The organism is Marinobacter sp. H13 (assembly GCF_059072335.1).
The window spans coordinates 2,641,317-2,653,971 of sequence record NZ_JCACRU010000001.1 but is presented as its reverse complement, the minus strand read 5'-3'; the positions used below and the strand labels follow the sequence as shown (position 1 = coordinate 2,653,971).

12 protein-coding genes are annotated in these 12,655 nt (G+C 59.7%); 2 read left to right on the top strand and 10 right to left on the bottom strand.

Going from position 1 to position 12,655, the window contains the following annotated elements:
• Entirely contained in the window at nt 1–1,116 is a 1,116-nt protein-coding gene (locus tag AC5JQH_RS12240; protein WP_482901787.1) for a phospholipase D-like domain-containing protein, read from the top strand.
• Between the two features lie 111 nt (nt 1,117–1,227).
• Here the strand turns inward: AC5JQH_RS12240 and AC5JQH_RS12235 are convergent, their stop codons facing one another.
• The 5 genes from AC5JQH_RS12235 to AC5JQH_RS12215 all read right to left on the bottom strand — a co-directional run bounded on the left by AC5JQH_RS12235 (nt 1,228) and on the right by AC5JQH_RS12215 (nt 6,660).
• The gene (locus AC5JQH_RS12235) at nt 1,228–1,614 is read right to left on the bottom strand and encodes a DUF302 domain-containing protein (RefSeq protein WP_493791842.1); all 387 of its coding nucleotides are present in this window, start codon (nt 1,612–1,614) and stop codon (nt 1,228–1,230) included.
• A gap of 75 nt (nt 1,615–1,689) precedes the next feature.
• Nucleotides 1,690–3,099, bottom strand: a complete 1,410-nt coding sequence (locus AC5JQH_RS12230) for a hypothetical protein (RefSeq protein WP_493791843.1) — start codon at nt 3,097–3,099, stop codon at nt 1,690–1,692.
• A 31-nt stretch (nt 3,100–3,130) separates the two neighbouring features.
• On the bottom strand, nt 3,131–3,979 hold the full coding sequence (locus AC5JQH_RS12225) for an outer membrane lipoprotein-sorting protein (RefSeq protein WP_405418220.1): 849 nt from the start codon (nt 3,977–3,979) through the stop codon (nt 3,131–3,133).
• On the bottom strand, nt 3,976–6,438 hold the full coding sequence (locus AC5JQH_RS12220; protein WP_493791844.1) for an efflux RND transporter permease subunit: 2,463 nt from the start codon (nt 6,436–6,438) through the stop codon (nt 3,976–3,978). The genes AC5JQH_RS12225 and AC5JQH_RS12220 overlap by 4 nt, the downstream gene beginning before the upstream one ends.
• Before the next feature lie 18 nt (nt 6,439–6,456).
• Nucleotides 6,457–6,660 carry a YgaP family membrane protein gene (locus AC5JQH_RS12215; RefSeq protein ID WP_053113999.1) on the bottom strand — a complete coding sequence of 68 codons (204 nt, stop codon included), beginning with the start codon at nt 6,658–6,660 and terminating at the stop codon, nt 6,457–6,459.
• Between the two features lie 224 nt (nt 6,661–6,884).
• On the opposite strand from AC5JQH_RS12215, the gene AC5JQH_RS12210 reads away from it, so the two are divergent.
• A complete protein-coding gene (locus tag AC5JQH_RS12210) occupies nt 6,885–7,190 on the top strand; it encodes an ArsR/SmtB family transcription factor (RefSeq protein WP_493791845.1) in 306 nt (101 codons plus the stop codon).
• Between the two features lie 43 nt (nt 7,191–7,233).
• Here the strand turns inward: AC5JQH_RS12210 and AC5JQH_RS12205 are convergent, their stop codons facing one another.
• From AC5JQH_RS12205 to AC5JQH_RS12185, 5 genes are all read right to left on the bottom strand, one after another.
• The gene (locus AC5JQH_RS12205; RefSeq protein ID WP_008170016.1) at nt 7,234–7,587 is read right to left on the bottom strand and encodes a c-type cytochrome; all 354 of its coding nucleotides are present in this window, start codon (nt 7,585–7,587) and stop codon (nt 7,234–7,236) included.
• Nucleotides 7,584–7,898, bottom strand: coding sequence for a cytochrome c (locus AC5JQH_RS12200; protein WP_493791846.1), 315 nt, complete (start codon nt 7,896–7,898; stop codon nt 7,584–7,586). Before AC5JQH_RS12200 ends, AC5JQH_RS12205 begins: the two co-directional genes overlap by 4 nt.
• 12 nt (nt 7,899–7,910) lie before the next feature.
• A complete protein-coding gene (locus AC5JQH_RS12195; RefSeq protein ID WP_493791847.1) occupies nt 7,911–9,095 on the bottom strand; it encodes a porin in 1,185 nt (394 codons plus the stop codon).
• 314 nt (nt 9,096–9,409) lie between these two features.
• The gene (locus AC5JQH_RS12190) at nt 9,410–10,078 is read right to left on the bottom strand and encodes a methyltransferase family protein (protein WP_053113994.1); all 669 of its coding nucleotides are present in this window, start codon (nt 10,076–10,078) and stop codon (nt 9,410–9,412) included.
• 141 nt (nt 10,079–10,219) lie between these two features.
• On the bottom strand, nt 10,220–12,595 hold the full coding sequence (locus tag AC5JQH_RS12185; protein ID WP_405418206.1) for a phosphoketolase family protein: 2,376 nt from the start codon (nt 12,593–12,595) through the stop codon (nt 10,220–10,222).
• Nucleotides 12,596–12,655: the final 60 nt, after the last annotated feature.

The window sequence follows — 12,655 nt, the reverse complement described above, 5'->3', positions numbered from 1 at the left end:
ATGGACGGCAACCCCGGCGACGCCGCCTGTGAACCCGAGGGCGGGGCCGTGAAGGGTGTGTTCAGGCTGTTCGGTGAGGGAGACGAACTCTATGCGGAGATGATTCGCTCGGTCCGTACCGCCAGCCAGCGTATCTTTCTTGCTTCGTATATCCTGGCGGCGGACGAGGTGGGGGCTGAGCTGCTCGATGAACTGATGAAGCAGTCCCGCCACGGCCTCGACGTGCGAATTCACGTTGATGCGCTGGGCTCAAGTGGCGTCCTTACGCGGCTGCACCGGCGCCAGCTCAGGGCCGCCGGCGTCCGTCTACAGCGCTTTCACCGCTGGAGCTGGCGGCAACCGATGCGTTACAACCGTCGCGACCATCGCAAGCTGCTGGTCATTGACGGCAAAACAGCGTATCTCGGCGGCTTCAACATTCATCGCGAAGGCTCGAGGCGCTATTACGGCCCAAAGCGTTGGCGCGACGTGCATGTGTGCTTCGAGGGGCCTCTGGCGGCGGAGGCTGACGCTCTGTTTGACGCCTTCTGGTGCGGTCACCCTGACTGGAGCCCACAGAGTCATACCATCGGTGACAGCCGGATCACTCCCAATACCACACGCGCCTGCCGCATCCAGCTGCGGTGCTCCATCAAAGACCAACTGGCCGGAGCATCCGACAAAATCTGGCTGGCGACGCCCTATTTCGTACCGGACCGGGGATTACGCAAACAACTTGCTCTCGCGGCCCGCCGGGGAGTCGATGTGCGGATCCTGACCACCGAAAAGACCGACTCGACCCCCGCACAATGGGCTGCCCGCGCCATTTACGGGGAACTGCTGGAACACGGCGTTCGCATATTCGAGTACACACCCCGGCTATTGCATTCCAAAGTACTGCTCGTTGACGATGCCTGGGGCAGCATAGGGACCGCGAACTTCGACTACAGAAGTTTGTTTATTAATTATGAACTGACGCTGATTTCCACAAACGAAGCCTTGAATGGCCAGTTAAGAAACGAGTTCGTAACTGACCTGCAGGATGCCAGTGAAATCACTGGCATCGCCTGGAAACACCGCGGCTTCATAAAAGCCGTGTATGACACGCTTGGCCTGTTGCTACGCAAGTGGCTTTGACGTGGGCCGACTTAGATCGGGGCTCAACTTGCCTGGTATGCCGAACCAGGGGCCCAGCCACCCGGTGCGGCAATGATTAAGGACGCAGCGAGTGCTTTGGTGCGAGTCGAGTCATACCGCCTTGATAATCTCCGACAGCCTATCTCTCACCTCACCCGCAATATGCTTGAGTTGCTCATTATCGATCGCTGTCATGGATAACACGGGATCAACCGCACTGACTTCAACGCCCTCCGGGGTCTCGCGCAGGATGACATTGCACGGCAACATAGCGCCTACCCGAGGTTCCACGCCAATTGCTTCCCAAGCCAAGGCCGGATTGCAGGCACCGAGAATTCTGTAGGCGGGCATGTCCTTGTCCAGTTTCTTTTTCATGGTGGCCTTAACATCAATTTCTGTCAGAACCCCGAAACCCTGATCGGCCAGGGCCTTGCGGGTTCGCTCATCCACTGTCTCGAAATCCACATTCTGAATTACGCGATTCATTGTGTAAGACATATACATTTCCTTTTCTTTGGGTAAACCGAGTGAGGCCTATAGTAGCCAGCCCTTCAATATCAACACCTAACCTTTTCAGAACCCATAGCGCACCCCCAGATACAGGTTATTGTTGTCCTGAAACTGACCGAAGAAGGTTTCCTCCCGGGCGCCGAAAAACAGGTTCCCGCCGGCTTCAACAGAGAGATGATCATCAACCTGATAGCCCACCCGGGGGCGCAGGTACGCGTCCCGGTCCGAGGGCGAGTAGAACAGAAACAACGACCACGCCAGATTCTGGCTGTGTGTCAGCCAGGTAAGCCGCTGGGTGAGGACGTGGCGATTCTCGTCCCGCACCGGGGCACCAGGGGGCAAGGCCCGCCGGTAGGCCTCAAACTCGCCCATGCGCTCAAGGTAGTATTGCAGGCCCAGGGTCAGGTTACGGGCAATTTCCTGCTCATAGCCGAGCAGCAGGCGCAGCTCGCTGTTGCGCACCGTGGGATCGTCGCCATCGCGGTCGGCGCGGGAATCGTAATAGCCCAGCTCGACGTTGCCGATGCCCGGCCCCACCGGCCCGCGCAGGCTGGCGCCGAGCACCGACAGCGGAGGAAACCTGGCCCGACCGCTGGCCGGATCAGCCCCGGCCGGGCTCTTCCAGAAGCCGTCGTAGCCGTAGAGCGCGACCTCGTAGGCGCCAAGGTTACGGTACAGCCGGGCGGCCCACTCGTCGTCTTCGAACGCGTCCGCCGGGCGGTCCGCCAGTACAACCGCATTGCGCCCGGTCAGCCGCCCTTGCCCTGTGTTGAAGAAAGAGAGACGGCGGCCGTCGATGAAGCGATCAGCGTCAAACCGGGGGGTGTAGACAAGGTCAAGATTGGCCCAGCTGGAAAAAGCCGAGACCTTCAGCGCGTCCGAGGGCGCCTTGAGGTACTCCACATCGCGGCCGATAAAAAACGAGACCCAGTCCTTGGGAAACAGATCGTTGATGAACACCAGGTCGCCGGTTCCCCAGGTGAGTATCTGGCGCCCCAGCTTGACATCGGTGTCCGCGCTCGGCGAAAACACCAGGCTGGCCTCGCGCAGGTCGAAGGCGCCCTCACCCGATTCCAGGTCCACCGACCGATCATCGTCCAGGTCGTCATAGAGAAAATCGCCGGTAAGGCGCAACGTTGCTCCCCGGAAATACTTCTCCGCCTCGAGCTGCAACCGGGTTTCGGCGATGGAGAGATCGCGCTGGCGGGGATCATCGCCCAGCCGGGTTCCGCCGCGGGCCTCCCAGAAGCCGCGCAGACGAAATGGCAGCGCCGTCGAAGCCGGTCGGTCGGTGGTCTGTTCTGCCCCGGCCTCACCCCCGAGGCCCGCTGGCAGGGCCGGTTCCGCGGTATCACTGGCTGGCGCACCCAGCCCCTCCGGCAGCTCGGGCGCGGCCGCCCATAGCGCCCCGGGCGCTGCACCGAGAACGATACCCGCCAGCAACATGCCCCAGAGCAGGCTTCTGGTGTTCATCCACGCCCTCCTGCCCTCAGTGCACCGGTGGTCACTGCAAGTACTCCTTTGGTGCCCGGCGCAGGTAGCGCTCCGAGAAGACGTCTTCCGGCAGGCCCAGGTCATAGTCAATGCCAGTGTAGGTCAGCTCCGTGGTGCCGCCGCTGCGCAGGTTCTCCATCCTCGCCTTGACGACCGTGGGGTAACCCTGCACCTTCTCCACCGCCAGCGCGGTGTAACGCCGGTAGAGGTTGCCACTGTCGTCGACATACTCGGTGCGAACCGGCAGGAACGACTGCTTGTGGATATAGACATCGTAGTAGGCGAACTCAACCTCCCCGGGCCGCCTGGGTGTGTTGCGCACTACGTAGTAGTTGTCTGTGGTCTCGATCAGCTCATGGCTGTCGGCATCAATACTGCGCCCGGAGATATCCTCGTAAAAGAAATCCGAGCCGACGAAGCTGGTGCGTTTGTCGGAGGCGGCAATTCGCTTAACCAGATCCAGCGCCGGCAGGTACAGCCAGCGGTCGTCGTCCCGGTCCTGGTGTTTCCACACCAGCAACGTCATCTGGCTCACATCCGCCGGCCGCCGGAAATAGACATAGTACTTCTGCTCGCCACGATAGGCGCTCCCCTCAATGGCATCTGTCTCCGGGCCGTCCCGCCGCAAAATGGTAAGCTCGCGACTGCGGGTACGCCCCTGGCGGTCAGTGATGGTCATGGCGACCCTGGCGCGGCCATCACGCCCCTGGAAGTAGGAGACCATATTGGCCCGGTTGACAATACGCTCCACCGAAGGCGCACCACCGGCATCCTGGGCCAGGGCAATGGGCGTGATGCCCAGCGCGATCACCACCAGGGTCAGCTTTTGGAACAGGGTAACAGGCCAGTATCTACTCATTGCACGCCTTCCTCTTGGTTTTGCGGATTCGGGGCGGCCCTGCGGGCACCGGGAAACAGCCATCGTTGCAGCAGGGTTACCAGTGCCGGCAGGATCAGCAGTGTGCTCAGGCCGGCGGTCAACAGAATGGCCGCGATAAATACCCCCACCGTCTGGTAGGGCACGAGCGGTGCGGCCAGCAGCGGCAGGAAACCAACGCCAAGTACGATGGCGTTGCGGGTTATCGCCCGTGCCGGCTCGCCGAACATCGGCGCCACCGAGCGACGCCAGGAGCCTGTCTCAGCCTGGGTGGCGCGGGCGCGGGCCAGGAAGTGGATGGCGTAGTCCACGGCGAGCCCCAGACTCAGGGCGCTCAGCACGGCGACCGGCATATCGTAGTTCTTGCCGATGATACCGATCAGACCGTAGATGGCCCCGATGGTCACAGTCAGGGGAATCATGCACAGCAGTCCCCAGAGCAGCGAGCGGAACAATAAGGCCATCAGCAGGAGCACGACCACGAAACTGCCGAACAGGGCCATGGCCATGCCGCTGACCATTTTTTCCTGCCAGACCACATTGATGTAGTTAAGACCAAACCAGCGTGCCTGGATCGACGCAGGCGGAGGGTTGGCCGCGATGAAGTCGTCGAGCGCCTGAACCACCCGGCTCATATCCCGGTTGTCGCCACTGGTAAGCTGAACCCAGATGCTGGCACGGCGGTAGTCGGGGGTGACGAAGTGCCAGAGATCCTGGGGGCGGTGGCCATTCTGGTAGGTGAGCAGGGTCTGCGCAACCGCCGCCGGACTGTCCGGAATGCGAAAGGCTCCGTCATCGCCGCCCAGCAGTTCGCGGTGGACGGTTTTGACCAGATCGGCGACGGAGTTGGACTTGCCGACCACGCCGGTCTCGCCCAGCCGCTGCTGCAACCTGGCGATGTAGCGCAGGACTTCGGGGCGTTTGAAGATCTGGTTGTCCTGGGCCGCGTTATCCCCCTCCGGAACCAGCGCCAGATAGGCCATGTAGGTGCCGCCGAAATGTTCGTTGAGCGCCCGGTCTGCCACCCGGATGGGGTGCTCGGGCTCGAACCACTTGACCGGGTTATCGTTGATGCGGATCAGGCTGATGCCATAACCGGCGGCCACCACCACGACCATGGTAACCACCAGCACCGCCCTGGCGTGGCTGACCACGCCCTCGCCGAGGCGACGCAGCCAGCGCCCCATGACCGTATCCTGGTCCGGGTCCCCGGCGGCGTGCCCGAAGCCGGTGAGCCGCCGCTCCGGCATCAGCATGATGTAAGCAGGAATGAAGGTCACCGTGCACAACCAGGCCAGGAACACACCAATCGCGATAAAGATGCCGAACACCTGAACGGGCGGGATCGGGGTGAGTGCCAGTGACGCAAACCCGGCCATCGTCGTCAGGGTGGTGAACAGCATCGGTTTGAACAGTATCCCCATAACCTCCCGGCTGGCCCGGTGGCGGTCACGATGCAGGGGATAGCGGTCGAAGAATTCCGAGAGGATATGCACCGCGTCCAGCACCGCAATGGGCATGATGAATACGGGGATCATCGAGCTCATGATGTGGACGGTGCTGCCGCTGATCACCAGCAGCGCCATGGTGCTCGCGGCCGCCACCATGGCCACGATCATCGCCGAGGTAATGAGCCGGACGTGGCGGAAGAACCACCACATCACCAGGAAGATGACCAGCATTGCCAGTGGCGCCGAGATCGCCATCTGATAGAACATCTGCACACCAAAGGTGTCCTCCGCCACGGGCAGCCCGGTGATGTAGACCTGATCGCCGGTATCCTTCCAGCCAGCGACTTTGTCAAGCAGGGCTTCGCGGACCCGGTAACTCATGTCCTTGCTGGTCAGCGGCAGGTAAAGGGCGACTGCCTTACCATCGGCGCTGACCAGGGTATTGTCGAACAGCGGAATGCGTTGCGCCCGCTCAAGAATAGCGAGCGCCTGGTTGCGGGTATCCGGCGGCTCTGGCATGAGCCAGCTGAAACGAACCGAGCCGACCCCCTCTTGCTCAATGTTGTCGACCCGCGAGAGCGCGAGCATATCCTCCTCGACCACGCCCTCCTGCCGGCCCGGGTTGTCCGGATCGGGCCACCTGAGCGTACTGGCATACTCCGTCAGCTCATAGATGCGCCGCAGCGAACCGACATTGAATACCCCGTCAGGGTTGCTTTCGTTGACCACACCCACCACGACCATGTCATAAAGCGAGAATTGCTCCTTCATGTCGTCGTGGAAAACGCGCACGGGTTCGTCGGAAGAGAGCATGTTCTCGGGGTCGGTATCGATGGTCAGCGGATTAAGCAGACCAAACCGCTCGGGCCAGACGCTTGGCAGCGCCGCCAGCGCCACCAGCGCCAGCGTGGCAACCACCATGGCCCAAACGGTCAGTCGAGGACGGTCAGTGGCGAACTGTAGCCACGAACTCTCGGTGTTTTCAGCCATTGACAGCGCCTCCGCAAGTCAGTCGAAGGCGGCGCCGGGCTTCTTGCCCAGGGCCTTGAGGATCTTCGCCAGAGGGCAGAATCCGCTGAAGGCAGCCTGCAGCATGTTGGCGCCCACAAACGCGGTGAACCACAGCCAGTAAGGCGAGTGGAGCTGGGAGAGAGCCAGACTTACAAGAATGAAAGATCCTGCGAAGGCGAGTACAAGGCGGTCGATAGACATATGCCCCTCCTGTTATAGTAGCGCGTTCCGGCACTTTCAGCAGATTGCGCACTGCGCTGGCTGCACTGAAAGCACCCGTACACAATACCTGGCATGGCCACGTGCCGGGCCATGGAGAGCCGGGGCCTGCCAGACGACGACGGGCAACACTTGACTACCTGGCCAAGAGCAGCCGATCATCTGAACCAAGCCTAACATGTTCACGATTGCAGAGCTATGAATGTATGAATAAAAATCGGATGTCGGAAGCGGCGGATCAGGCCACCAATCTGCTAAAGGCCCTCTCCGGGCGGAGCCGGCTGATGATCCTCTGCCAACTGGTCGACGGCGAGCAGGCGGTGAGCGAACTTGCGGATGCACTGGAGATGCGCCAGGCGGCCGTCTCCCAGCAACTCGCCCTGCTGCGCAAGGACGGCCTGGTATCTGCGCGCCGCGAAGCGCGGACCATACACTACTCCCTGGCGGGAGAGGAGGCGCGCCGGATCATAGAAGTTCTGTATGAGCTGTTCTGCGATAACGACGCATGCTAAGAAGTAGGGCAACAAGGAGTTTCGAGTTGCCCTACTTCAACTACTAATTGCTGGCAAAGGCCTGGCGCATGTATAGAACCATGGCCTCCGCCTGCTCCTTGGTCAATGAGCTGATGCCGCCCTTGGCGGGCATCGCCATGGATGAGCCGGGGCTCTTGAAACCCTCCATGATATTGGTAACCAATACATCGTCACTCTTGGTCAGCCGGCCATCGCTCTTTGTGAAGTCAGGAACGCCGGGCAGCTTGCCCTTTCCGTCTGCGCCATGGCAGGCAACGCAGGTGGAGTTATAGAGCTTTTCGCCGGCTTCCACGCTGTCCGCCTGAGCCGCGGCTCCGCCTGAGTAGGCAAAGCTCCCGGCGACCAGGCTGGCGATCAGAAAAGATGATCGTTTCATTTATTCTCCCCCTTATTATCTGCCGGATCATTGGCTTTCTGGAGGAAGGTCAGGATATCCCTTGTTTCCTGCCCGGTTAAGCCCGCTCGGATTCGCATGTGAAGCACGGTTGGCTCCCAGACATCGTCACGGAACTCGGCCGGGTCGCGCATGTTATGACACCGTGCGCAGTTTTCGGCCCATGACTGGGCGCCCCGGACGAACGCCATGGGGTCGTCGGCGTCCTGGGCAGCGGCTGAACCTGCGCCACCGATGAAAAGCGCGGCCATGAGTGCAGCGTTACTGATGAGGTTGCGGTTCATTAGTTTCATGTTAATACCCTCTTAAAAGCCGTAAGCCAACTGAATGTTGAAGCGCTCGTCATCGTTGATAGCGTTGTAGTCGTAATCGTCCACGGTGTAGGCCGCCTTGATGATAACGTTGTTTGCGAACAGGTAATTCACCCCAACGGACCACTGGGAGCGGTTTGCATCGGCATTCGGGGTGTCCAGGTCACCTATGCGGGCAACACCTTCCCACTTGGTATCCGGCACCCGGTACGCCGCCTGCGCATACCAGGCTCTGAAGTCAAGTTCCCCGGCCGCCGCGCCATCAGCAACTGTGCTGCTGGCTTCGCTTCCCACGGTCTGCTGGATGAATTCACCGCGCAGCTGCAGGGTGTCAAGGTTGTAAACGGCGTCCGCGCCCAGAACGGTGTAGTCACGGTCCGGCTCTCCTGCCGCCAGGTCAGACACATCGTGCCCCTCGGCCACGCCGATCTTGCCCAGGGCGCCGGACAGGCCCAGCTCCAGCGCCGGCACCGGCAGGAAGCCTACCCGGCCACCGTAGACCATATTACCATCGCCATTGGATGCGGCAGCCTCGGTTTCCATTTCAATTTCCACTTCTTGGCCGGGATCATCATCAACCAGAAGGGTCGGACCGTTCGCGGTGAACAAGGCGTAGTTGGCCCGCATCGACCCGCTCAGCGGAATGCCGCCACGCAACTGAACACCCAGGTCGGAGAGCGGGGCTGCGCCCCCGTGACCAAAGCCCACGGGTGCGGTAGGTAGCTTGTTGATCCAGGCGGGATGGATATTCTGGCGGAACTGGCCGATCGGGCTCAAAAACTTGCCCGCGACCAGTGCCATGTAATCGTTCAGGATAAGATTGATGTTCGCATATTCTGCTGCGATTTCAGTTACACCATCGGCATTCGTCACGATTTCAAGCTCGCCTTCAAACAGCACCCGGTCGGAAAACTGAAAATGAAAGATCGGCGCAAAATTTGCTGCCGTAAAACCGTCTTGCTGTCGATCAGAGCCCGCTATGAAATCAACGTTGCTATATCCGGACATATGCAGCTTGGACAGCGTATCGAGATTGTTGCTCTTTACATCCTCCCGCAGTGCCGCGATCTGCGACTCAAGGTTGGCAATTCTTGATTCGGTGTCTTCGTTTGCGATCGCGGCCCCGCTTGCGAATACGGAGGCTGCCAGCGACAGCTTAATAAAATGGAGTTTTTTCATAGGTGCACCCTTCTGGGTTAGATGAAGAGACGTATATAGCTGTTCCGGAAAAAGGCTTTCGAAAAGCCACTGATCCAAAACATGAACAATTAGACACCTTGAAACTGAAACGAAACTGAAATTGTCAGTCGTGCCGCCCTTATCTTGATGCAGGTCAGTTTTTACAATGGCCGGATATCATGAGATTGAGCCAGCACCGTATGTGGGGGCGCCACGCAGTATAGTCAGACACCCGGGAATGATCGCTCCTGTACGCCGTCTCAACGGAATCGAGCCTGATGCGAACCAGTCGACCGGCAAAACCAATACCTGCGTCACACCGTATCATTTTCACTACTATTTCGTGACGCAGCGGCGAGCTGACGCCACCGCCCCCAGCGGGGGATGAACATCGGCACCTGCCGCTGGTAGGCACGGTACTCCTCACCGAACTCCTTGAGCACCTGCCGTTCCTCACGTCGAGCCAGCCATGTGTAGACAAGCACGATCACCGGAAAAAGGCCGACCGAGAATAACGTCGGCCAGTGCACCACCCCTTCTCCAAACAGAGCGATGAATAGCCCCGTATATTGCGGATGCCGCACATACGCATACAAGCCGTCTTTCACCAAACGGTTTTCACCTCGTGCCTTGTGGACCTGACGCCACCCCTGAATAAAGAGGCCGATCCCGGTGAACGCGAGCGCATAGCCGAGCAACATTGAGACCAACATCCCGGTTTCACCCAGCCCTACCAGGGTCGACCACAGGCTGGCGCTGACATACTCACTGTCGAGGCCAAAAAAGCGCACCAACAGATAAATAGTGAGCGGAAAGCCGTACATTTCTGCATAAAGCGCAATGATGAAGGCCTGCACCACCCCGGCGCCGGCCCATTCCCGCCAGTTTTTCGGCGCGAAATAACGGTAAAAGAACCAGGACACCAGAACGATAACGATCAGTGTGATGCCCCAGGCCCCAGCGTGATTGAACGATTCATTCATAGCATGATTGACCTGTATGTGGGGCGGCTAGCTGCATCGGTTGCCGCCCGGATTGTTTTAGTGTGAGAATCAGTACGGTGATGACCAGCGCTTTAGTTTTCCCCGTAAAGACTGTTGTAAATCGATCCTCGCGCTCCATCGCTACAATGTCGCCTTATCAGCGCCTGAGGAGCCACTTTTTGACAGGATCGCCTGCACTATCGAATGGGCATCACATTTGTTGGCCTGCAGCAGCCCCGATGTATCCAGGGTGCCACCATGGTTTTCATAGCCAAACGCCAGCGTCCGGTCGGGCCCGAGATCGAGAGGACGGCAGAGTCCCAGCAAGGCCTCTGGGCGCATATGGCACACGAACACTCTGAGTTTTGTATCGTGAGGAAACAGCTCGGCCCTGTAAGAACTACCAGACTGATGCCCTGACTCGATTGGATCCCGGGGACTCCGGAATCGACCGGGCTCGAGAAGGCAGACCACACCACTCGAAAGCCCTCTCTGAGCCAGCGCTTCGGCAACCTCAAGGCAAACCCGGAGTTGATAGGCGCCGACAGCGATCAACTGCACATCACCGGCTTCACCAAGAGCGATGGCACCATCCCGGAGCAATTGCACAGCCTGACGGCCGTCAAAAACGGCAGGCAGTTTTGCCTTGGGAACCGTCATGGCCCAGAACTGCCCCTGGGTTCGAAAACACTCGTTAAGGCACGCCACAGCACTATTGCAGTCGGGAGGATAGACAACGCGGGCAGTGTCACTCATTTCTCCCATCAGGACTTCGCCGAAGGCCGGGTCCTGATGAGACTGCTCGTTCTTGCCGTTTTCCCAGAGGTGCGACGTCGCAATGACCGGCACGGATAACCATCGGGCGGGCCGACCGAGACTTTTCTGGTGTCGCGCAAAAATAATTTCCTGCCGAAGAGCGCCAATCATTTTCATGGCAAACGCTTCGTAGGACACCACCAGATTCATACCTCCCTTATTACCCAGAGCGGCGCTGACAACGGCCTCCTCATTCAGGGCTGTGATTACCGAGCCGTGAAGGGATTCCGCAAGGCCGGGCTCGGGCGTCAGGGTGCGATGCTTCAGAAGGTCAAGCGACTGGTTCATCTGATTACTACGCAATTCATCCGGGTTCCCCAGGCGAATACGAAGCGCCGGGTTGGCCTTTACAAGGGCAACAAACTGCCGATCAATCGCAACCATGGGCGACTCTGATACCGCCGTTTGCAACCAGACCGGTTCGGGCACAGTTTGCAGCTTGACGTCACGACAGCTCAGCGGATGATCCTTTTCCGCAGGCCGATCGTCTGCCCGGTGAGTTGCCAGCACGTCGCGGGCGCCGTGAATCTCGATCTCGGGCACAAACAAACGGGCAATGGATTCGTTAAAGTGCCTGCGCGAGACCTCATCAAATCTCGGTATTGCCGGAAGCGGGGTACCATGCGCCGCGTTTGAGCCAGCACCATAGAAACCATAGCCTTTGACCGTCTCGGCAATCAGATAGGGGAGCTTTACAGGGTACCTCATGTGGCCGGCGCTGACCTGTTCGCTGCACGCCTGAAGCCTCGATTCGGCCTCGAAGATGCCCCAGATAAAGGCCGCAGGGTCGCGGCCATCAATGAGTATGGGGTAAAAACCATTGAGCTCCAGGTGCTGCCGGAACCAGTCCGTGCCTCCTTGCAGAAAGATGGTTGACCGTTGATCAATGCGGCGCCCGTTAGCAATCATCACCGGGGTCACCAGGCCACAGTCCTCGGCTCGCCACCAGCGGCTTGCCCAGTCGCTGCCCCGCTGCTCCTCAAATGCCCCATCACTGAGAAACGCGACCAGACGCTCCCCCGGCAGCGGCATATGGGTGTATTGCAGTTCCGCAAAGCCCAGGTATCCGCCCTCGATCAGCCCGCCGGCAGTGTGGGGGTTGACGTGACTGCCCAGGGGAACCCCCGGTGTCCCATCGAGAGTGACGGCGTAGCTGTAAAAGTCACTCACCAGCCGGGACAGCCCCGCCTCGTCGAGCGTGTACCGATCCTGCTGTTCTGGATGCAGATTGCCGAGCAGTATGTTGACGCTTTCGATAGCCGCCACACAGTGCCCCTGCCCCATCAGCCAGCTACGGGTCAGCCCCGCCAACGCGTTGGCGGCCGTGTAGCCAAGATAGGCAGGCACCATGTTCAGCGAACCACCGGTATGCCCCTGGGGATTTTCCTTGAAGTCATCCGCCGCCAGCGGCTGTCCGGACAGGTCCACTCTGCTGGCATAAGTCATGTGGGCTACCAGCCACATGGCCGCGTTGGTGAGGGTGTCTGCAGCCTCGAAAATAATCAGGGCATCGTCGAGCGAGTCATAACGCCCGGCACACACGAGTTCCTGGCACAGGTCGAACACGCGCACCTGGGTCAAATCGGTATGTTCGATCACCCCGCGCCCTTTTGCCCAGTTGGCAAACTGGGGGTAACGCTGCCGGTATTGGGCAGCACGCTGCTGGATTCGATGTGAATCCTCAATGGAATAGCCGTTCATGATCTCTCCCTGATAACTCTACTGACGTTAATGGTGGCCTATTAGAAATCCTCGCCGTAA